General features: G+C 64.9%; 20 protein-coding genes. 16 read left to right on the top strand and 4 right to left on the bottom strand.

Features of this window, described 5'->3' with window-relative positions; genetic code table 11:
• Nucleotides 1-3: 3 nt before the first annotated feature.
• Complete coding sequence (locus tag DZC73_RS12415; RefSeq protein ID WP_124540569.1) at nucleotides 4-963, top strand: threonine dehydratase; 960 nt, start codon at nucleotides 4-6, stop codon at nucleotides 961-963.
• Between the two features lie 31 nt (nucleotides 964-994).
• Here DZC73_RS12415 and DZC73_RS12410 read toward each other — a convergent pair whose 3' ends face one another.
• Together DZC73_RS12410 and DZC73_RS12405 are read right to left on the bottom strand one after the other, a co-directional pair.
• On the bottom strand, nucleotides 995-2,248 hold the full coding sequence (locus tag DZC73_RS12410; protein ID WP_124540568.1) for a GumC family protein: 1,254 nt from the start codon (nucleotides 2,246-2,248) through the stop codon (nucleotides 995-997).
• Between the two features lie 5 nt (nucleotides 2,249-2,253).
• Nucleotides 2,254-4,698, bottom strand: coding sequence for a polysaccharide biosynthesis/export family protein (locus DZC73_RS12405; RefSeq protein ID WP_124540567.1), 2,445 nt, complete (start codon nucleotides 4,696-4,698; stop codon nucleotides 2,254-2,256).
• A gap of 177 nt (nucleotides 4,699-4,875) precedes the next feature.
• Between DZC73_RS12405 and DZC73_RS12400 the strand changes: the two genes are divergently transcribed.
• Entirely contained in the window at nucleotides 4,876-5,616 is a 741-nt protein-coding gene (locus tag DZC73_RS12400) for an alanyl-tRNA editing protein (RefSeq protein WP_235835107.1), read from the top strand.
• Nucleotides 5,617-5,719: 103 nt separating this feature from the next.
• Here the strand turns inward: DZC73_RS12400 and DZC73_RS12395 are convergent, their stop codons facing one another.
• The gene (locus DZC73_RS12395; protein WP_124540566.1) at nucleotides 5,720-6,172 is read right to left on the bottom strand and encodes a c-type cytochrome; all 453 of its coding nucleotides are present in this window, start codon (nucleotides 6,170-6,172) and stop codon (nucleotides 5,720-5,722) included.
• Between the two features lie 277 nt (nucleotides 6,173-6,449).
• On the opposite strand from DZC73_RS12395, the gene DZC73_RS12390 reads away from it, so the two are divergent.
• The 6 genes from DZC73_RS12390 (at nucleotide 6,450) to DZC73_RS12365 (ending at nucleotide 11,959) form a co-directional block, all read left to right on the top strand.
• Nucleotides 6,450-7,130 (top strand): cytochrome b/b6 domain-containing protein, encoded by a 681-nt coding sequence (locus DZC73_RS12390; RefSeq protein ID WP_124540565.1) that lies wholly within the window; start codon nucleotides 6,450-6,452, stop codon nucleotides 7,128-7,130.
• Between the two features lie 30 nt (nucleotides 7,131-7,160).
• Entirely contained in the window at nucleotides 7,161-7,670 is a 510-nt protein-coding gene (locus tag DZC73_RS12385) for a GNAT family N-acetyltransferase (protein ID WP_124540564.1), read from the top strand.
• 29 nt (nucleotides 7,671-7,699) lie between these two features.
• On the top strand, nucleotides 7,700-8,512 hold the full coding sequence (locus tag DZC73_RS12380; protein ID WP_124540563.1) for an HpcH/HpaI aldolase family protein: 813 nt from the start codon (nucleotides 7,700-7,702) through the stop codon (nucleotides 8,510-8,512).
• Nucleotides 8,513-8,577: 65 nt separating this feature from the next.
• Entirely contained in the window at nucleotides 8,578-9,453 is an 876-nt protein-coding gene (locus tag DZC73_RS12375; protein WP_124540562.1) for an aldose 1-epimerase, read from the top strand.
• A complete protein-coding gene (locus DZC73_RS12370; protein WP_124540561.1) occupies nucleotides 9,453-10,355 on the top strand; it encodes an SMP-30/gluconolactonase/LRE family protein in 903 nt (300 codons plus the stop codon). The genes DZC73_RS12375 and DZC73_RS12370 overlap by 1 nt, the downstream gene beginning before the upstream one ends.
• Before the next feature lie 26 nt (nucleotides 10,356-10,381).
• Nucleotides 10,382-11,959 carry a glycerol-3-phosphate dehydrogenase/oxidase gene (locus DZC73_RS12365; protein WP_124540560.1) on the top strand — a complete coding sequence of 526 codons (1,578 nt, stop codon included), beginning with the start codon at nucleotides 10,382-10,384 and terminating at the stop codon, nucleotides 11,957-11,959.
• A 13-nt stretch (nucleotides 11,960-11,972) separates the two neighbouring features.
• Here DZC73_RS12365 and DZC73_RS12360 read toward each other — a convergent pair whose 3' ends face one another.
• Nucleotides 11,973-12,416 (bottom strand): CopD family protein, encoded by a 444-nt coding sequence (locus DZC73_RS12360; protein ID WP_124540559.1) that lies wholly within the window; start codon nucleotides 12,414-12,416, stop codon nucleotides 11,973-11,975.
• Nucleotides 12,417-12,469: 53 nt separating this feature from the next.
• On the opposite strand from DZC73_RS12360, the gene DZC73_RS12355 reads away from it, so the two are divergent.
• The 8 genes from DZC73_RS12355 to atpD all read left to right on the top strand — a co-directional run bounded on the left by DZC73_RS12355 (nucleotide 12,470) and on the right by atpD (nucleotide 19,361).
• Nucleotides 12,470-13,042: an ATP synthase subunit I gene (locus DZC73_RS12355; protein ID WP_124540558.1), complete on the top strand. Its 573-nt coding sequence runs from the start codon at nucleotides 12,470-12,472 to the stop codon at nucleotides 13,040-13,042.
• A gap of 27 nt (nucleotides 13,043-13,069) precedes the next feature.
• Nucleotides 13,070-13,954, top strand: coding sequence for a F0F1 ATP synthase subunit A (gene atpB / locus DZC73_RS12350; protein WP_124540557.1), 885 nt, complete (start codon nucleotides 13,070-13,072; stop codon nucleotides 13,952-13,954).
• A 56-nt stretch (nucleotides 13,955-14,010) separates the two neighbouring features.
• A complete protein-coding gene (gene atpE / locus DZC73_RS12345; RefSeq protein WP_011827793.1) occupies nucleotides 14,011-14,259 on the top strand; it encodes a F0F1 ATP synthase subunit C in 249 nt (82 codons plus the stop codon).
• A gap of 46 nt (nucleotides 14,260-14,305) precedes the next feature.
• Nucleotides 14,306-14,776 carry a F0F1 ATP synthase subunit B gene (locus DZC73_RS12340; protein ID WP_124540556.1) on the top strand — a complete coding sequence of 157 codons (471 nt, stop codon included), beginning with the start codon at nucleotides 14,306-14,308 and terminating at the stop codon, nucleotides 14,774-14,776.
• A gap of 12 nt (nucleotides 14,777-14,788) precedes the next feature.
• Complete coding sequence (locus tag DZC73_RS12335; RefSeq protein WP_124540555.1) at nucleotides 14,789-15,325, top strand: F0F1 ATP synthase subunit delta; 537 nt, start codon at nucleotides 14,789-14,791, stop codon at nucleotides 15,323-15,325.
• Nucleotides 15,326-15,446: 121 nt separating this feature from the next.
• The gene (gene atpA / locus DZC73_RS12330) at nucleotides 15,447-17,000 is read left to right on the top strand and encodes a F0F1 ATP synthase subunit alpha (protein WP_124540554.1); all 1,554 of its coding nucleotides are present in this window, start codon (nucleotides 15,447-15,449) and stop codon (nucleotides 16,998-17,000) included.
• A gap of 36 nt (nucleotides 17,001-17,036) precedes the next feature.
• Nucleotides 17,037-17,915, top strand: coding sequence for a F0F1 ATP synthase subunit gamma (atpG, locus tag DZC73_RS12325; RefSeq protein WP_124540553.1), 879 nt, complete (start codon nucleotides 17,037-17,039; stop codon nucleotides 17,913-17,915).
• Nucleotides 17,916-17,948: 33 nt separating this feature from the next.
• Complete coding sequence (atpD, locus tag DZC73_RS12320; protein WP_124540552.1) at nucleotides 17,949-19,361, top strand: F0F1 ATP synthase subunit beta; 1,413 nt, start codon at nucleotides 17,949-17,951, stop codon at nucleotides 19,359-19,361.
• Nucleotides 19,362-19,374: the final 13 nt, after the last annotated feature.

Raw genomic sequence — 19,374 nt, 5'->3', positions numbered from 1 at the left:
ACCATGTTCCAACGAGACAGCCTTGAGCAGGCCCGGACCATCGTGCGGGCCACCTTTGCGCCGACGCCGCAGCAGATGTGGCCCTTGCTCAACCAGCGCCTGGGCGCGAACGTGTGGGTCAAGCACGAGAACCACACGCCGGTGGGTGCGTTCAAGCTGCGCGGCGGGCTGGTGTATTTCGAAGGACTGCGCCGGCGCGAGCCGGACTGCAAGGGCGTGGTGACGGCCACGCGAGGCAACCATGGGCAGTCCATCGGATTCGCAGCCGCGCGCGCCGGACTATCGGCCACCATCGTGGTGCCGCGCGGCAATTCGGTGGAGAAGAACGCCGCCATGCGCGCGCTGGGCGTGGAGCTGATCGAGCACGGCGATGACTTCCAGGCCTCGCGTGAGCATGCGCAGCGGCTGGCCGGTGAACAAGGGTGGCACATGGTGCCGTCGTTCCATCCCGACCTGGTTCGCGGCGTGGCGACGTACTGGATCGAGTTCTTCGAGGCGGTACAGCCGGAAGTGGTCTTCGTGCCGATCGGACAGGGGTCGGGCATTTGCGCCTGCGTGGCGGCACGTGCCTTCACGGGGGCTCGCACGCGCATCGTCGGCGTCGTGTCCGCCCATGCGACGGCCTACCTCGATTCGTTCCGCGCTGGTCGCGTCATCGAGTCGCCCGTGACCACGAAGCTGGCGGACGGCATGGCCTGCCGGCTGCCGGATGGCGAGGCGCTGGAGGTCATCCTGCGGGAAGTCGATGACGTCGTGGCGGTCAGCGACGACGAAGTGGCGCAGGCGATGCGGGCGCTGTTTGCCGACACGCACAACGTGGCGGAGGGAGCAGGCGCCGCCTCATTGGCGGCTGCCTCGCAGCAGCAATCGCGATGGCTTGGGCGAAAGATTGGCGTTGTGTTGACCGGTGCGAATGTGGACAGCGCCGTGTTTGAGCGGGTGCTTGGCGGGCAGAGCAACTGAGCGGGCGTCGCCTTTCTGGGCATGACTCTTCTTATTCCAATCGCGCTTTCAGCGGTTGCAGGCTCCAAGCCTGTCGAACCCATTGCCACGCCTGCGCCCGTTCGGGATAGCGTTCGCGGTCATAGGCCAGGCAGCGCCGCCACACGACCAGCAGACCAGACACAAACCATCCCAACAATCCGCTGGTGAGAATGATTACTCCCCGGGCAGGTTTGGACTTGTGATCCGGTGCAATGGCTTTGTCGACCGGTTGGGGGCCTGATCCTTCCTTGGCCTCGTCCAGCTTGGCCAGTTCATACTGTCGCACGATGCCCTCCAGCAAGGTCTCCTGGAGTTTCAATTCTCGACGTGCACGGACGTAGTCAATTGCAGCTTCTGGAATCTTTCCCACCGGGAGGTCGACCGGACTGAACTTGTCCTTGTCGGGCGCCCTGTTGGACTCCATTCGAGTCAATTCGGAGCGCAAGGCGGTCAATTCCGATTGCAGGCGCTGGACGTCTGGATTTTGTTCCGTCGCCGAGGTGCGAAGTACCTTCAACTGCACTTCGCGTTCTGCAATCACTGCACGAAGTTGTGCAGCTCCGCCAATGAGTGCTTCGGCCTGCTTGTCCAAGACGATGACCCCCGATTTTTCTTGGACGACCCGCAGGTCCTGCTCGGCTTTGACCAGATGTTCCTTGCCGTCCTTGAGCTGTTGCTCGTAGAACATGCGGCGTTGCTGTGCCTCTGTGACGGCCAGGCGGGACAACAGTTTTGTCAGCTCCAGCGGGATCTCATTGGCCAAGTCGGCGGAGAAAGCGGGATCTACATCATCGACCTCCACTTCGATGACACCAGTCTTCTTGTCCGACATCACTCGGACATGGACTGCAAAGGATTTTCGCAAGGCCTCGTTTGTGTCGGCCTTGTAGCGCTTCTTCAGCTCGAATCGATGGTCGAGGCCACGAATGACGCTGTCACTCTTGATCAGGGCCACGAACAGGTCATCGGTGGTTTTCGGTGCAAGGCCTCCAGCCAACCCTCCAAGAGAGCCCAGCGCGGCCAAGGCAGCCGAAGAGGCGCCCGACTGCTGAGATCCAGGCGGCAGAAGGCTGAGGCGCGCCGTGTATGTCGGTGGCGTGAGGAATGCAATCAGGACGCCGATAACCAGGAAGATCAGCGAGCTGATGGCAATGGTTTTCTTTCCCTCTCCAAGCCAAGCAAGAACGTGCGCCAGCGTGATGCCTTTAGCCTGAGTATCGTGAGAAGGGGAGTGTCCGGGCACGGCCGGTGTCTTCGTATTCATTTCGGTCAATTTCGCAGCGTCTTGATTGCCGCAGCGCCCAGGCCGAACTGCGAGAAGATCTGTGACCAGTCCTTGAGGTTGCGTACCAGTGCCCGGCCCCACGTTTCATAGTCGAGCTGATTCGGAACGATGACAGCGTCTCCGGGCTGTAGCACCTGCGACTCCACACCTCCGAAGCTAAAGAAGCCACGCCTGTCGTTTGCGCTGGATACCGTCCCGTCGGCACGCAGTATGAACATGTTCGATCGATCTGCGGCCTCGTCCAAGCCGGCCAGGCGGACATAGTCTCCTGCCGTGCGGCCCGGCTTCCAGAGAAAGCCGTTGTTGTTCAGCACCGCACCTGCCACGGTCACAAAGCCAGGACGTGACGGTACGTTGATGTGGTCGCCATGCTCCAAGGGCACATCAGGCAACGAGTCGACGCTTGTCGCATCCGGCGGCAGCTCGAGGGCAATGCGGCCATTGGGCTGGAGCTGCGCCAAGCGGGCCATTTGCGCCTGGGTTGCGGCTTGGCTGACGCTCGTGCTGCGGTCGGCGGCATCGTCTCGGGCATTGGCGGCGGTTCGTGCAGCCTGCGTGGCCGACAGAGCCTGCAGGCGTTGCATAGCTGACTGCAGGTTCTCGCGTTGGCGTTGGCGGGTTTCTTCTCGAGAGAACTCCAAGCCATAGACATAGGCCTGAGGGGTCAGTCCCCCAATGCGGGTCAGCAGGCTCTTCAGGGTCTCACCCGGCATCAGTTGATAAACGCCGGGTGCTTTTACCTCGCCTTCCAGAGATACAAGACGCGTCTGGCGTGCGGTCGGAACGCGAATATCTTTTTGGCTGTAGATGGTGACGACGTCACCAGGCAGCAGCTGGATGTCCTGCAAAGGATCATGTTGCAGCACCGCCTTGCCCAGATTGAAGGGAATCACCTGAGTGCTGATGTCCGTGGTGCTCAACCGCTCGACGACAGCATAGTCCCAATTCAATTCATCAAATAACGCGGAGGGCGTCTTCTTGGCGCGTTCGGCGGCCGCCCGGACAGCGTCCCGCTGATCGGACTTGCGAATGCGGCTTCCGCTCGAATCCGGCACTTGCGAACCCGGGACAGTTGCCTGGCCATTCGAGCCGTGCCCGGGCGTTTCGTCCTCCTGTTCATCGATCACCTGCACCAGGAGGTTCTTTCGACGGTAGAAGTCCGGCGAGATCAAGGCATCCTTGTCGGGGATGAGGTCACTGACGCGCATGCCCGGCTTGTACGGATAGCGAAGTGGTTGCGCGACGTGACCCTTGAGCGTCACCGCATTGGCGAACTCCGGTGAGATCTCCAGCAGCGTCACGACGTCTCCATCACGCAACGGCTTTTGCATGCCTGCCGTGTCGAGCTTGAATTCTTCGACCACGCGTGCCTTCGGCTGGCCGGGATCAATCCGCTCAAGTTGGCCCCGGTTCTGGTTGGCGAGCACCGGTGCGCCGCCTGCGTACCTAAGCACCTCACGAAGGGACTCCTGGGGGCTCTTGAGCTCGTAGATCCCCGGCGTTTCCAAGGCGCCAGTCAGGGCGACCCGAGGTCCCACAGGCTGGAACACCACCACGTCGCCTGCTTGCAGCTGGATGTCCTTGGACTTGTCGCCCTGCACCAGGAAGTCGTAGGCGTCCAGTTCGGACACCAGTTTGCCGTCACGACGTAGCAGTACGCGGCGCATCGAGCCATTCGGGCCCGGTCCGCCCGCCGCTACCACGGCCGACAGGATGGTGGATTGACTGGCCAGCGTGTAGACGCCAGGTTGCTGGGCGGGTCCCACTACGAAGACTTTCACACCCCGGAGGTGGCCCAGCGTGACGCTGAGATTGAAGTTGGTGAACACGCGACCGATCTGCGCGCGCAAGTGCTTGTCGATCTCGCTGGCGTGTACGCCGGCTACGTTGAAGCTACCCACCTTCGGCAGATTGACTTGGCCATTGCGGTCGACGACGGCACGGTAGTCCACGTCGATGGATCCCCATGCACGGATCATGAGTTCGTCGCCAGGACCAATGATGTAGTCGCCGGATACCGGAACGTTGTCCACGGTGCTTGGCCCAGCCAAACCCTGTGAGAAGAAGTCAGCGCCGAACACTGGCAGCAGGCGACCGGTAGCATCTTCGACGAAGCGCTGAAACTCACTGGGTTTGGTGGGTTTCAGGAGACGCCGAGATGATTGATTTTGATCGTCGTCGGGGCTTTGTGCAGGATTGCCTCGCAGTGCGGGAGGCATTCTCAGTCCGGGCGCGCTCTGGTCGTTGGCGGAAGGATTGCTTGTGCCGTTGGTGTTTGGTGCTTGCGTGCCGAGCCCCTGCGGGCTTCTGGCGGTGGGATAGCCAGGGGACACGAAGGTGCCACCACTGCTTTTGTCGGTGGAGCTTGTCTGGGCCAGCGCTGCGCCACTTGAAAGACACAGAGCCAGCAGAAAGTGAAATGCGCGCATTCGGATGAGGGCGGAAGCCGAGACGTGTCGAAGCTGTACTGCAGCCGGTCGGCTGCGTGGCCGGGCCCCTGTGTGGGCATCCCTTGGCCGATTTTTAGGCCTGCGGCCTGCAAAGCCGGCAGCCCGCGATGGTAATGGATGCGGCGGGGACCCTATGATGGCCCTTGGAGGCGCCCCATGTTCGAGACTGCTGCCATGCCCACTGACGACCTCTTCCGCGAAGACGCCCGCCTGCGCGAATGCCGCGCATGCATCGTCTCAATCGACGAGCGCGGCATCCGCCTGGACCGGACCGTGTTCTACCCGCTGGGTGGCGGCCAGGCCGGCGACAGTGGTGAGCTGGTGCTGGGTTCCGGCGCCGTCCTGGCGATTGCCGACACCCGCAAGGGCGAGCATCCGGGCGAGATCGTCCATGTGCCTGCAGCCGGGCAGGATCAACTGCTCGCAAGCCTTCAAAGGGACTGCCCGGTCATCGCGCGCATCGACTGGGACCGCCGCCATCGCCACATGCGCTTCCATACCGCCACGCACCTGCTGTGCGCGCTGGTTCCCCATCCGGTCGATGGCTGTTCAATCACCTCAGGCTATGCGCGACTCGATTTCCACATGAGCGAGCCTCTCGACAAGGACGCCTTGAGCGCCGGCCTGGCCCGCCTGGTGGCCGAGGCTCATCCGGTGTCGCACCGCTGGATCACCGACGCCGAACTCGACGCCAACCCAGGCCTCGTGCGCAGCATGAGCGTGCAGCCCCCGCGCGGCACCGGCCGCGTCAGGCTGCTGGAGATCGAGGGCGTGGACCTGCAGCCCTGCGGAGGCACGCACGTGGCCAACACCGCGGAGATCGGCGCGGCGGTGGTCACCAAGATCGAGAAGAAGTCGGCGATGACCCGGCGGGTGGTCCTGGGTTTCGCCGACTAGGACACCAAGGGGCTCAAAGCGGGCTGAGCGCCGGGCCGCTCCCAAGTTGGCCCGCAATCCCCTCGGGGATCGCCTGGCGTTCCCGCCAGGCGAGGGGCTCCAATTATTCCTTGCGGAAGTTGTCGTGGCAGCCCTTGCAGGCCTGCCCCACCGGGCCGAATGCTGCTTTCAATGCATCCTGGCTGCCGGTCTTGGCCGCTGCATTGAGCTTGGCCATCTCTTCCTGCATCTTGGCGGCGGCGGCCTTGAACTTCTCCGAGTCGCTCCAGACTTCCGGTTTGGCCTTGGTGTCGCCCTTGTCGCTGCCCTCGACGAAGCCGGCGAACGGCAGCTTCGAGGCCATCGCGGCGATGTCGGCGTTCTCGGCGGCCAGCTTCGCGTCGAAGGGGATGCGGCCGTTGGCCATGGCGCCCAGTCGGCCGAAGTGCGTGGCCATGACCGTGAAAGCGGCCTTGCGGTACTTGATGGCGTCTTCAGGCTTCTGGAATTGCGCCGCGGCAGGCAGCGAAGCGGCGAGGCCACAGACGGCCGCGCAGGCCAGGACGAGTTTCTTCATGCAGTGTTCTCCAAGGCGTTGATCGAGAGTTGTTCGAACGGTTGAAGCGGATCGCGCAGGCCCATGGCCTTCAGGCCGGCGCGAGTGCTGACGAGTGTACGCAGCGCATCCTCCAACCATTCCCGCGCTCGGGAAAGTCCCAGGGCGGTGCGGCGTGCGCGCCACGGCCGATGCGAACATGCTCATGCGCTTTCCTTCGAAAGCACCCTCTTCAAAAGGGTTCCGCGCAGTTATCGTTGCGTCTCCTTGTGTCCTGAAGAGAGTCCGGAGCCAGCGAATGTCCCAACCCCTGCTGCCCACCCGTGTGTGGGACCTCCCCACGCGGCTGTTCCACTGGGTGCTCGCCACCTGCGTGATCGCCTCCATCGTCAGCGCCCAGATCGGCGGCAATGCCATGGTGTGGCACTTCCGCCTGGGGTACGTGGTGTTCACGCTGCTGGCCTTTCGGCTGGTGTGGGGGCTGATCGGCGGGCACTGGTCGCGCTTCGCACGCTTCATCTATGCGCCGCAGACGGTGCTGCGCTACCTGCGCGGCCAAAGTCGCGACGACGAGCACCATGAGGTGGGCCACAGCCCGCTGGGTGCGTTCTCGGTCTTCGGGCTGCTGGGCATCCTCGCGGTGCAGGTGGCCACCGGCCTCGTGGCCGACGACGAGATCGCCAACACTGGCCCGCTCATCAAGTTCGTGTCCGGCGCCGTCAGCGGCAAGGCCACGTCCTGGCACAAGACCTGGGGGCAGTGGATCATCATTTCCCTCATCGTGCTGCACGTCGTGGCCATCGTGTTCTACCTGGTGGGACGCAAGCGCAACCTGGTCAAGCCGATGATCCTTGGCGACAAGGACCTGCCCTCGGGCACGCCCGCCTCGGTCGACCACTGGGGCGTGCGCGGCGTGGCGCTCGTGGTGATCACCCTGTGCGGCGCCGGGGTGGCCTGGTTGGTCAGCCTGGGGGGCTAAACTCGAATCCCCCTCGTTTTCCGCTTGCGGATGGACGCCCCCGAGATACGTCTGGCCTCCCCGGACACGCCTGAACTCCTCGCCGCCACGCGCGAGATCTTTCGCGAGTACGCGCAAAGTCTCGACGTGGACCTGTGCTTCCAGAACTTCGAGCAAGAGCTGGCTTCGCTGCCGGGCGAATACGCGAGCCCCTCGGGTGCCGTGCTGCTGGCCTTCGTCGACGGCCAGCTTGCCGGCTGCGGCGCCTTGCGCGCCTTCCGCGATTCCGACCACGGCAACTCCAGCGAGATGAAGCGCCTGTACGTGCGGCCGGCCTTTCGCCGCTTCGGCCTGGGCCGCGTGCTCGCGCAGGCCCTGCTCGACGAAGCCCAGCGCATCGGCTATTCCGACGTGCTGCTGGACACGCTGGACGACATGGAGGCCGCCCGCGGCCTGTACGCCTCGCTCGGCTTCGAGGAGATCCCGCCGTACTACTACAACCCCATCCCTGGCGCGCACTACCTGAAGGCGACGCTCGGGGTGATGCCCTCGCAATACTGACCCTTTCCGAACCGCCGAGGACCGTGACCATGAACGCCTTCCGACAACTGCTGAAGTCATCGGGAGCGCATCCTCCCGTGGGCACCTGGATCAGCTCGGCCAGTCCCATCCTGGCCGAGGCCATAGGGCATGCCGGCTTCGACTGGGGCCTGGTGGACATGGAGCATGCGCCGCTGGACGTGATGGGCCTCGTGCACATGCTGCAGGCGCTGTCGGGCACCAAGATGCTGCCGGTGGTGCGCGTGCCCTGGAACGATGCGGTGATGGTCAAGCGCGTGCTCGACGCCGGCGCCGCCACGGTGATGTTCCCCATGGTGCAGACGCCGGAGGAAGCGCGCCGCGCCGTGGCCGCCACCCGCTACCCGCCCGAAGGCATCCGCGGCCTGGCCGGCATGACGCGCGCTGCCCGCTTCGGCACCACCGGCAACTACTTCAAGTCCGCCAACGAGAACGTGGGCGTGATCGTGCAGATCGAGACGCCGCAGGCCGTCGACCAGATCGAAGCGATTGCGGCCGTCGATGGCGTGGACGCGCTCTTCATCGGCCCTGCCGATCTCTCCGCCGCCATGGGCCACATCGGCCAGCTCACGCATCCCGCGGTGATGGACACGATCACCCGCGCCGTGCAGCGCTGCAAGGCCATGGGCTGCCCGGTGGGCACGCTGGGCAGCAGCGCCGAGATGGTGGCGCAGTACCGCGCCATTGGCTTCGACTACGTGGCGGTGTCCTCCGACATCGGCTTCATGATGCGCGGCGCGCAGGCGGCGCTGCAGGCCCTGCGCACGCGCGACACCGAACACGTGCACACGCTGGCTGCCGGCACGCAGGAAACCGGGTACTGATTCCCGCGGCCCAAGTTTCAGGCCGGTACGCGCGTAGGATGTCGCCAAGACTTTCCGGGAGTTCCATGACCGCACCCACGACCACCGCCGCCGACACGCGGGCGTTCGAACTTCATGCCGGCGCCCTGCGGCTGGCGGTCCGCCCCGACCTGGGCGGCAGCATCGCGGGCTTCTGGCATCGCGACACACCCATCATGCGGTCCACCGAGCCGGCGTTGCTGCAAAGCGCGCGCCTGTCGGCATCGTTCCCGCTGGTGCCGTATTCCAACCGGCTGGCCTACTGCAAGTTCCGCTGGAAAGGGCGCGAGTACACCACCCAGCGCAACTTCGGCGACAGCCCGCACTCCGTGCACGGCATGGGCTGGATGCGGCCCTGGGAAGTCGGTGCGCACAGTGCCATCGACGTCGAACTTCGGCTGGATCACCCCGGCGACGAGCACTGGCCCTTCGCCTTCGAGGCCGTGCAGCACTTCTCGCTCACGCCGCAGTCGCTGGTGGCGCAGATGATCATCACCAACACGGCCGACATTGCCCAGCCGGTCGGCCTGGGCTGGCACCCGTACTTCCCCAAGCGCGCCCGCAGCCGGCTGCACGTCGAACTCAGCGACCGCTGGGATCCGGACGCGCAGCAGCTGCCCGTGCGCAAGGTGACGCAGCCGGGCATCGACGGTGACATCGCGCACATGGAGTTCGACAACGGCTTCGAAGGCTGGAAGGGCCCGGCGCGCATCCGCGACGAGAAGTTCTCGCTGCAGCTCACCTCGAACCTGCCCTACCTCGTGGTCTACACCCCGCGCGACAAGGACTATTTCTGCGTCGAGCCGGTGAGCCACGTGGGCAACGCCATCCACATGGCCGACCCGGTGGCGCACGGCCTGCGCACCCTGCAGCCCGGCGAGAGCTTCGAAGCCACGATGGCGATCGAGGTGGCAGTGCTGTGATGCGCGAGCCCGATCCCGACATCCAGGTGGCCGTGGCCTCGCCCGGCGTGCTGGGCGAAGCGCCGATGTGGCATCCGCGCGAGCAGGTGCTGTACTACTGCGACATCCCCGCGAAGCGGCTGAACCGCTTCGATCCGAAGACGGGTGATTTCAAGCACTGGGACTTCGACACCGAGCCCGCCAGCCTCGCGCCGCGCATGGACGGCAGCCTGGTTCTCGCCATGCGTGACGGCCTCTTTGGCTTCAACCCGGCCACCGGTGAGCGCGAACGCCTGGCCAAGCCGCCCTACGACGCCGCCAAGGAGCGCTTCAACGACGGCAAGGCCGATCCGCAGGGGCGCTTCTGGGCCGGCACCATCTACGAGCCGCGCGAGCCGATGGCGGCGCTGTACTGCTGGAGCGACGGCACGCTGGAGCGGCGCGCGGAGGGCATCACCAACTCCAACGGCCTCGCCTGGAGCCCGGACGGCCGCACCATGTACTGGGCCGACACGAAGGCGCACGAGATCTATGCTTTCGACTTCGACCTCGCCAGCGGGGAACTCTCGCGGCGGCGGGTGTTCGCGAGCTTCCCGGTGAAGGCGGCCGACCAGGACCTGGCCACGTATGGGGGCCGTCCCGACGGCGCCGCGGTGGACAGCGAGGGCTGCTACTGGATCGCGATGTTCGAAGGCGCGCGCATCCTCAAGCTGTCGCCGCAGGGCGAGGTGGTGCGCGAGGTGCACTTGCCCGTGCAGTGCGCCACCATGCCCTGTTTCGGCGGGCCCGACCTGCGCACGCTGTACATCACGACCTCGCGCGAGAAGCGTCCGGCCGACGAGCTGGCCCGCCAACCGCTGGCCGGCTGCGTGCTCAGCCTGCGGGTGGACGTGCCGGGGTTGCCGGCGAACATGGCGGCCTGAGCGCCAGACCGGCGACGCGATTGGCCATGAAGCGCGCCGATCAACTCGCCAGGTTGCGTGACGGCCGGCCGTTCGACCTGGCCGTGATCGGCGGTGGTGCCACGGGCACCGGCGTCGCACTCGATGCCGCCGCGCGCGGCTTCTCGGTGGTGCTGCTGGAGGCCACGGACTTCGCCAAGGGCACCTCGTCGCGCGCCACCAAGCTGGTGCACGGTGGCGTGCGCTACCTCGCGCAGGGCAACGTGTCGCTGGTGCGCGAAGCCTTGGCCGAGCGCGCCAAGCTGCTGGCCAATGCACCGCATTTGGCGCAGCCGATCGCGTTCGTCATGCCCAGCTACCAGTGGTGGGAGCGCAGCTTCTACGGCCTCGGGCTCAAGATGTACGACGCGCTGGCCGGCCGACGCGGGCTGGGCGACACGCAATTCCTGAGCGCTGCGCAGACCCTGTCGCAACTGCCCAACCTGCGCCGCGATGGGTTGTCCGGCGGCGTGAAGTACTGGGACGGGCAGTTCGACGATGCGCGGCTGGCAGTGGCGCTGGCGCGCACGGCGCAAACGCAGGGTGCCTGCGTGCTCAACCACTGCGCGGTCACGGCGCTGCTGCGCGAAGACGGCAAGGTGCGTGGCGTGGTGGCGCGGGATGCGGAGACCGGCGAGTCCTTCGATGTGCAGGCTGGGTGCGTGGTGAACGCGACCGGCGTGTGGGTCGATGCCATCCGAGACATGGATGCATCGCCAGGAGACAAGAAGCGACCGGCGATGGTCGCCCCGAGCCAGGGCGTGCATCTCGTGGTCGACCGGCGCTTCCTGCCTGGCGACCATGCCTTGCTCGTCCCCAAGACCCGCGACGGCCGCGTGCTGTTCGCCGTGCCGTGGATGGGCAAGACCGTGCTGGGCACCACCGACACGCCGCGTGACGACCTTGCGACCGAGCCATCGCCGTTCCATGACGAGGTCGAGTTCATCCTGTCCGAGGCAGGCCGCTACCTGGCGCAGGCGCCGACCCGGGCCGACGTGAAATCGGTCTGGGTGGGCCTGCGCCCGCTGGTGCGAGCCGATGACGATGAGGACACCAAGGCCATCTCTCGCGAGCACGTGGTGCGTGTCGGGCGTTCGGGCCTGGTCACGGTGACCGGCGGCAAGTGGACCACCTACCGCGCGATGGCCGAGGATGTGCTGGACCGCTGCTTCGATCGCCACCTGCTGTCGCCGCGGCGCGGACCGGCCACGGCCTACCTGCCGCTTGTCGGTGCGCCCAGGCGCAGTGCCGAGTCGCTGACGCAGTCACCGGGCGAGCATCTCTACGGCATCGAGGCTGCCAGGCTGCGCGACCTGCCCGGCGCCGACCGTTGGCTGTGGAGCGAAGACGGCGGCGGCCTCAGCGAGGCCATGGTGCGCTTCGCCGCGCGTGAGGAGATGGCGCGCACCGTGGAGGACGTGCTGGCCAGGCGCTGCCGCCTGCTCTTCCTCGATGCCCGGAAAGCCGGCGAGCTGGCCGATGAGGTGGGCTCGATCCTGCGCGACGAACTCGGCGCTGGGTTCGATGCCGCTGCGTCATCCGCGGCATTCAAGGCGCTCGCGACGCACTACCTCCAGCTGCCCTGATTGCGCGGTCGCATCACGCGATGAAGCTCACGGCTGCGATGGCGATCCATCCGAGTGCGAAGTTGATCGTCACCATCGTGGGGATCGGTTTCATCGCTTCAGCCGCGCGCGGCCAGTCGTTCTCACTGACAGCTTGCTGAAGCCTTCGGTGCGGGCCGGCATCCAGGTGCCCGAAGATCGCGAACATCACGATGCCGATGCCCATCATCAGGTGCCATCCGAGCGGAGCCTGTCGCAGGCCGGCATGCAGCACCATCGCCAGCCCGCTGAAGAACAGCAGTGCCACCGCGACACGCACGATGAGGAAGAAGCGCGACAGCACTTCAGCCAGCAGCGTGAGCCGCTGCGGTGGGGTGAGCATGCCCACGGCCGGGCGCAGCGCGAAGAGCATGAATCCCATGCCGCCCATCCATGTGATGGCCGCGGCCAGATGCACGAATTTGACCAGTGTCCACATGCGTGTTGCCCCTCGCTGAGCCCCTCGCTCGTCAGGTACCGGACAGCATACCCATGCACAGTGCCGGCCGGGTCGTAGAAAGCCGCACGGGTTTCCACGTATATAATCCCGAGGCTTTGCCGAAACCGACTGTAACTTTGACCGTGAAGACGAATACGGGCCCCGTGGTCCACCACAACGGTCAAACGCCAGATGAGGTGGAGGATCCGCCTTTCAAGCCCCTGACGCGAGAAGAAGCTCAGGCCTTGAGGGCCAAGCACCCGCCGGTGTCGCCATGGCGGGTGGTTGGAAGCCAAGCTTTAGCCGGTGTGCTGTGTGCGGTCCTGACCTGGGCCGTCACTCAACGCGCCGGTACGTCGTGGTCGGCGCTGTATGGCGCTGCCGCGACCGTCCTTCCCAGTGCCTTGCTGGCGCGCGGAATGACGAGGCGAACCAGTCCTAACCCGGGCGCTGCGGTGTTCGGGTTCATGTTCTGGGAGATGGTGAAGATTGCTGTGGCGGTTGCCATGCTGGCAGCCGCTCCAAGAGTGGTACCCGATCTGAGTTGGCCGGCGTTGCTGGTCGCCATGATCGTGTGCGTGAAGGTGAATTGGCTGGCGATGCTGTGGCAGCGCCGGCCGGTTTGAGAGAACAACGAAAGACTCTGATTCGACATGGCTGCCGAAGCTCAAGTTGCCGAACACGCCGCACACGCTGGCCCCACCGCCGGTGAGTACATCCAGCACCACCTGACGCATTTCCGTTCGCATGAGCAGAACGGCATCATCGACTTCTCGGTCATCAACCTCGACACCCTGTTCTGGTCGCTCCTGATGGGCGTGCTGGGCCTGTGGGTCCTGCGCAGCGTTGCCAAGAAGGCCACCTCAGGCGTGCCCGGGCGCATGCAGGCCGCCGTCGAGATCGTGCTGGAAATGGTCGACAACCAGGCCAAGTCCATCGTTCACAACGCCACCTCCCGCAAGTTCGTCGGCCCCCTGGCGCTGACGGTGTTCATCTGGATCTTCCTGATGAACTCCATGGACTTCCTGCCGGTCGACCTGCTGCCCAAGGTCTGGGAGCAGATCTATGGCGCCGCCGGCCATGACGCCCACCACGCCTACATGCGCGTCGTGCCCACCGCCGACCTGTCGGCCACGCTGGGCATGTCCATCGGCGTGCTGCTCATCTGCCTGTACTACAACGTCAAGATCAAGGGCGCGGGCGGCTGGTTCCATGAGCTCGTTTCCGCTCCCTTCGGCGACCACTGGGCGCTGTACATCCCGAACTTCCTGTTCCAGATGATCGAATTCCTCGCCAAGACCGTGTCGCATGGCATGCGTCTGTTCGGCAACATGTACGCCGGCGAGCTGGTCTTCATGCTGATCGCGCTGATGGGGGCCGTCGGCTTCTCCAGCGCCACCGGCATCACGATGTGGATCGTCCACGTGCTCGCGGGCACGGGCTGGGCCATCTTCCACATCCTGATCGTCGCGCTGCAAGCCTTCATCTTCATGATGCTGACCCTCGTCTACGTGGGCCAGGCGCACGACGCTCACTGATCGCAGTTCTTTCTTTCCACCACCACAACTTTTCCTTTCCCTACTAGGAGTCTTTCATGGAACACGTTCTTGGTTTTGTTGCTCTCGCCGCTGGTCTGATCATTGGTCTGGGTGCCATCGGCGCCTGCATCGGCATCGGCATCATGGGCAGCAAGTACCTCGAATCCGCCGCTCGTCAGCCCGAGCTGATGAACGAACTGCAAACCAAGATGTTCCTGCTGGCCGGCCTGATCGACGCCGCGTTCCTGATCGGCGTTGGTATCGCGATGATGTTCGCCTTCGCCAACCCGTTCGTTCTGAAGTAATTCGACTTCTTCCGATCAACCCCTAGCTGCAAGGAAAGGTGTTGCCGTGAGCATCAACGCAACCCTGTTTGCACAGCTCGTGGTGTTCTTCATCCTGGCGTGGTTCACGATGTCGTTCGTGTGGCCGCCCATCACGAAGGCGCTCGACGAGCGTGCGAAGAAGATCGCCGAGGGACTGTCCGCCGCTGACAAGGCCAAGGCCGACCAGCTCGCCGCCAACAAGCGCGTCGAAGAGCAGCTTGCCGCTGCCCGCACCGACGCGACCCAGCGACTGGCTGACGCCGAGCGCCTGGCGCAGTCGATGATCGAGGAAGCCAAGACCCGCGCAAGCGAGGAAGGCGCCAAGATCGTCGCTGCCGCGAAGGCCGAAGCCGAGCAGGAGTCCGTGAAGGCCCGTGAAGTCCTGCGCGAGCAGGTCGCCGCGCTGGCCGTCAAGGGCGCCGAGCAGATCCTGAAGCGCGAAGTCAACGCCGGCGTTCACGCCGAGCTGTTGGGCCGCCTGAAGACCGAGCTTTGATCGGACACTGCCATGGCTGAACTCGCAACCATCGCCCGTCCCTACGCAGAGGCATTGTTCAAGGCCCGGGGCCAGTCCAATCCGCGCGAGCTGGCTGACCAGCTCGACGCCTTGGGCCAGGTCGCGAGCCTGCACGAGCTGCGCCAGTTCGCCGACAACCCCAAGGTGCAAGCCACTGCCGTCTACGACGTCATCATCGGTGCCTTGAAGGCTGTGGCGTTCGCGCCGGCCGTGCAGAACCTGCTGCGCACGGTGATCGAGAACGGCCGCCTGAGCGCCCTCCCGGAGATCGCGGCGCAATACCGTGCCCTCGTGAACGCCCAGTCGGGCGTGTCCGATGCCACGGTGTACAGCGCCTTCCCGATCGACGGCACGCAACTGTCCGATGTCGTGGCCGCGCTGGAAAAGCGCTTCGGCCGCAAGCTCAACGCCAGCGTGGTGGTGGAGCCTGAGCTCATCGGCGGCATTCGCGTGGTGGTCGGCGACGAAGTGCTCGACACCTCGGTCAAGGCCCGTCTCGAACAAATGAAGGTGGCGCTCACGGCGTAAGCCGTGCGTGCTGCATGAAACGTGAAATGTGAAAAGTGAGATGTGGGAAGCGAAACGCGGCGTCGACTGAGCCTCACGTTTCACCTTTCACCCATCACGTTTCACGCTTTCGGAGAAAGCAATGCAACTGAATCCCGCTGAAATTTCCGAACTGATCAAGTCCCGCATCGAAGGCCTGGGTGCCGCGGCGGACATTCGCAACCAGGGCACCGTCGTCTCGGTGACCGACGGCATCGTCCGCATTCACGGCCTGTCGGACGTGATGGCCGGCGAAATGCTCGAGTTCCCCGCCACGAAGGACGGCCAGCCGACCTATGGCCTGGCTCTGAACCTCGAGCGCGACTCCGTCGGCGCGGTGATTCTGGGCGAGTACGAACACATCTCCGAAGGCGACACCGTCAAGTGCACGGGCCGCATTCTCGAAGTGCCCGTGGGCCCCGAGCTGATCGGCCGCGTGGTGAACGCGCTGGGCCAGCCCATCGACGGCAAGGGCCCGATCAACGCCAAGATGACGGACGTGATCGAGAAGGTCGCTCCCGGCGTGATCGCACGTCAATCGGTGTCGCAACCTGTGCAGACCGGCCTGAAGTCCATCGACTCGATGGTGCCGATCGGCCGTGGCCAGCGCGAGCTGATCATCGGTGACCGCCAGACCGGCAAGACGGCCGTGGCCATCGACGCGATCATCAACCAGAAGGGTCAGAACATGACCTGCGTGTATGTCGCGATCGGCCAGAAGGCTTCGTCGATCAAGAACGTCGTGCGCGCACTGGAGCAGAACGGCGCGATGGAATACACCATCGTCGTGGCTGCTTCGGCGTCCGAGTCCGCTGCCATGCAGTACGTGTCGGCCTACTCCGGCTGCACGATGGGCGAGTACTTCCGCGACCGCGGCCAAGACGCCCTGATCATCTATGACGACCTGTCCAAGCAGGCCGTCGCCTATCGCCAGGTGTCGCTGCTGCTGCGCCGTCCCCCGGGCCGCGAAGCCTTCCCCGGCGACGTGTTCTATCTCCACAGCCGCCTGCTCGAACGCGCAGCCCGCGTGAACGCCGACTACGTCGAGAAGTTCACCAAGGGCGAAGTCAAGGGCAAGACCGGTTCGCTGACCGCGCTGCCCGTGATCGAAACGCAAGCCGGTGACGTGTCGGCCTTCGTTCCGACCAACGTGATCTCGATCACCGACGGCCAGATCTTCCTGGAGACGTCGCTGTTCAACGCCGGCATCCGCCCCGCCATCAACGCCGGTATCTCGGTGTCGCGGGTGGGTGGTGCTGCGCAGACCAAGCTGATCAAGGGCCTGTCCGGCGGTATCCGTACCGACCTGGCGCAGTACCGTGAACTGGCTGCGTTCGCGCAGTTCGCGTCCGACCTGGACGCCGCGACCCGCAAGCAGCTGGACCGTGGTGCCCGCGTGACGGAACTGCTCAAGCAGGCCCAGTACTCTCCGCTGCCGATCAGCCTGATGGGCGCGACGCTGTACGCGGTGAACAAGGGCTACTTCGACGACCTGGACGTGAAGAAGGTCCTGGCTTTCGAACACGGCCTGCACCAGCACCTGAAGTCCAGCCACGCCGCTCTCCTGCAAAAGCTCGAGAGCGACAAGGCCCTTGACAAGGATGCCGAGGCCGAGCTGGTTCGCGCGATCGAAGCCTTCAAGAAGTCTTTCGCCTAAGCCCCTGACGGACCTCAAGACGAAAGGAGTACCGTCATGGCGGTAGGCAAGGAAATACGCGGCAAGATCAAGTCCTTCGAGAACACCAAGAAGATCACGAAGGCGATGGAGCTCGTGTCCGCGTCCAAGATGCGCAAGGCGCAGGACCGGATGCGCCATGCGCGTCCGTATGCCGACAAGATCCGCAACATCACGGCCAACTTGTCGCAGGCGAACCCGGAGTACCACTCGCCTTACATGCGTCGCAGCGATGCGCCCAAGAACGTGGGGTTCATCGTCGTCACGACCGACAAGGGTCTGTGCGGCGGCCTGAACACCAACGTGCTGCGCGCGGTCACGAACAAGATGCGTGAAGTGCAGCAAGGCGGCGGCACGGTGCAGGCGGTGGCCATCGGCAACAAGGGCCTGGGCTTCCTGAACCGCGTCGGCGCGGCCGTCGTGTCGCACGTGACGCAGCTGGGCGACAAGCCCCAGCTCGACAAGCTGATCGGCCCGGTGAAGGTGATGCTCGATGCCTTCGTCGAAGGCAAGCTCGATGCGGTCTATCTCTGCTACACGAAGTTCATCAACACGATGAAGCAGGAGCCCATGGTCGAGCAGCTGCTCCCCCTCGATGGTTCGCGCCTGGCGCAGACCGACGAGGAGAAGAAGCAGCACGGCTGGGACTACCTGTACGAGCCCGACGCAGCCACCGTCATCGATGAGCTGCTGACCCGCTACATCGAGGCGCTGGTGTACCAGTCCGTGGCCGAGAACATGGCGTCCGAGCAATCGGCGCGCATGGTCGCGATGAAGGCCGCCACCGACAACGCCGGCAACCTGATCGCCGAGCTGAAGCTGGTCTACAACAAGACCCGCCAGGCCGCGATCACGAAGGAACTTTCCGAGATCGTCAGCGGCGCGGCCGCGGTCTGATCCCGCATCTGAATATTGTTTGAAGGAATCGACATGGCGAACACTCAAGCCCAAGGCAAGATCGTCCAGTGCATCGGCGCAGTGGTGGACGTGGAATTTCCGCGTGACGCGATGCCCCGCGTGTATGACGCTCTGAAGCTCGAAGGCACGGCGCTGACGCTCGAAGTCCAGCAGCAGCTGGGCGACGGCGTGGTGCGCACGATTGCGCTGGGTTCGTCCGACGGCATCCGTCGCGGCCTGATGGTCACCAACACCGGCAACGCGATCACCGTGCCCGTGGGCAAGGCGACGCTGGGCCGCATCATGGACGTGCTGGGCGCGCCCATCGACGAGCGCGGTCCCGTCAGCGCCGAGCTGACCGCTCCCATTCACCGCAAGGCCCCGGCCTATGACGAGCTGAGCCCCTCGCAAGAGCTGCTCGAGACCGGCATCAAGGTGATCGACCTGATCTGCCCGTTCGCCAAGGGCGGCAAGGTGGGTCTGTTCGGTGGCGCCGGCGTGGGCAAGACCGTGAACATGATGGAACTCATCAACAACATCGCCAAGGCCCACTCGGGTCTGTCGGTGTTCGCTGGTGTGGGCGAGCGTACCCGCGAGGGCAACGACTTCTATCACGAGATGGCCGAATCGGGCGTCGTGAAGCTCGACAACCTGGCCGAGTCCAAGGTGTCGATGGTGTACGGCCAGATGAACGAGCCCCCGGGCAACCGTCTGCGCGTGGCCCTGACCGGCCTGACCATCGCCGAGTCGTTCCGCGACGAAGGCCGCGACGTGCTGTTCTTCGTGGACAACATCTACCGCTACACCCTGGCCGGTACCGAAGTGTCCGCGCTGCTGGGCCGCATGCCTTCCGCCGTGGGCTACCAGCCGACGCTGGCCGAGGAAATGGGCCGCCTGCAAGAGCGCATCACGTCGACCAAGGTCGGCTCGATCACGTCCATCCAGGCCGTGTACGTCCCTGCGGACGACTTGACCGACCCGTCTCCCGCCACGACCTTCGCCCACTTGGACGCCACCGTCGTGCTGTCTCGCGACATCGCCGCGCTGGGCATCTACCCCGCCGTGGACCCGCTGGACTCCACCAGCCGCCAGGTCGACCCCAACGTCGTGGGCGAAGAGCACTACAGCACCACCCGCGCCGTTCAGGGCACGCTGCAGCGCTACAAGGAACTGCGTGACATCATCGCGATCCTGGGCATGGACGAGCTGTCGCCGGAAGACAAGCTGGCCGTGGCCCGCGCGCGCAAGATCCAGCGCTTCCTGTCGCAGCCTTTCCACGTCGCCGAAGTGTTCACCGGCACGCCGGGCAAGTACGTGCCGCTGAAGGAAACCATCCGCGGCTTCAAGATGATCGTGAACGGCGAGTGCGACAGCCTGCCCGAGCAAGCGTTCTACATGGTCGGCACGATCGACGAAGCGTTCGAGAAGGCCAAGAAGCTCCAGTAATCGGGGTTCTTCG

This window comes from Rhizobacter terrae, from assembly GCF_003852895.1.
Lineage (GTDB): Bacteria > Pseudomonadota > Gammaproteobacteria > Burkholderiales > Burkholderiaceae_C > Albitalea > Albitalea terrae.
Note: the sequence above shows the minus strand (reverse complement) of the source record. Positions and strands in the feature narration are given on the sequence as shown.

Excerpts from the sequence above, each read along its gene's own strand:
- DZC73_RS12415 (WP_124540569.1), top strand. The coding sequence starts at position 4 with ATGTTCCAACGAGACAGCCTTGAGCAGGCCCGGACCATCGTGCGGGCC.
- DZC73_RS12410 (WP_124540568.1), bottom strand. The coding sequence starts at position 2,248 with ATGAATACGAAGACACCGGCCGTGCCCGGACACTCCCCTTCTCACGAT.
- DZC73_RS12405 (WP_124540567.1), bottom strand. The coding sequence starts at position 4,698 with ATGCGCGCATTTCACTTTCTGCTGGCTCTGTGTCTTTCAAGTGGCGCA.
- DZC73_RS12400 (WP_235835107.1), top strand. The coding sequence starts at position 4,876 with ATGTTCGAGACTGCTGCCATGCCCACTGACGACCTCTTCCGCGAAGAC.
- DZC73_RS12395 (WP_124540566.1), bottom strand. The coding sequence starts at position 6,172 with ATGAAGAAACTCGTCCTGGCCTGCGCGGCCGTCTGTGGCCTCGCCGCT.
- DZC73_RS12390 (WP_124540565.1), top strand. The coding sequence starts at position 6,450 with ATGTCCCAACCCCTGCTGCCCACCCGTGTGTGGGACCTCCCCACGCGG.
- DZC73_RS12385 (WP_124540564.1), top strand. The coding sequence starts at position 7,161 with ATGGACGCCCCCGAGATACGTCTGGCCTCCCCGGACACGCCTGAACTC.
- DZC73_RS12380 (WP_124540563.1), top strand. The coding sequence starts at position 7,700 with ATGAACGCCTTCCGACAACTGCTGAAGTCATCGGGAGCGCATCCTCCC.
- DZC73_RS12375 (WP_124540562.1), top strand. The coding sequence starts at position 8,578 with ATGACCGCACCCACGACCACCGCCGCCGACACGCGGGCGTTCGAACTT.
- DZC73_RS12370 (WP_124540561.1), top strand. The coding sequence starts at position 9,453 with ATGCGCGAGCCCGATCCCGACATCCAGGTGGCCGTGGCCTCGCCCGGC.
- DZC73_RS12365 (WP_124540560.1), top strand. The coding sequence starts at position 10,382 with ATGAAGCGCGCCGATCAACTCGCCAGGTTGCGTGACGGCCGGCCGTTC.
- DZC73_RS12360 (WP_124540559.1), bottom strand. The coding sequence starts at position 12,416 with ATGTGGACACTGGTCAAATTCGTGCATCTGGCCGCGGCCATCACATGG.
- DZC73_RS12355 (WP_124540558.1), top strand. The coding sequence starts at position 12,470 with ATGCACAGTGCCGGCCGGGTCGTAGAAAGCCGCACGGGTTTCCACGTA.
- atpB (WP_124540557.1), top strand. The coding sequence starts at position 13,070 with ATGGCTGCCGAAGCTCAAGTTGCCGAACACGCCGCACACGCTGGCCCC.
- atpE (WP_011827793.1), top strand. The coding sequence starts at position 14,011 with ATGGAACACGTTCTTGGTTTTGTTGCTCTCGCCGCTGGTCTGATCATT.
- DZC73_RS12335 (WP_124540555.1), top strand. The coding sequence starts at position 14,789 with ATGGCTGAACTCGCAACCATCGCCCGTCCCTACGCAGAGGCATTGTTC.
- atpA (WP_124540554.1), top strand. The coding sequence starts at position 15,447 with ATGCAACTGAATCCCGCTGAAATTTCCGAACTGATCAAGTCCCGCATC.
- atpG (WP_124540553.1), top strand. The coding sequence starts at position 17,037 with ATGGCGGTAGGCAAGGAAATACGCGGCAAGATCAAGTCCTTCGAGAAC.
- atpD (WP_124540552.1), top strand. The coding sequence starts at position 17,949 with ATGGCGAACACTCAAGCCCAAGGCAAGATCGTCCAGTGCATCGGCGCA.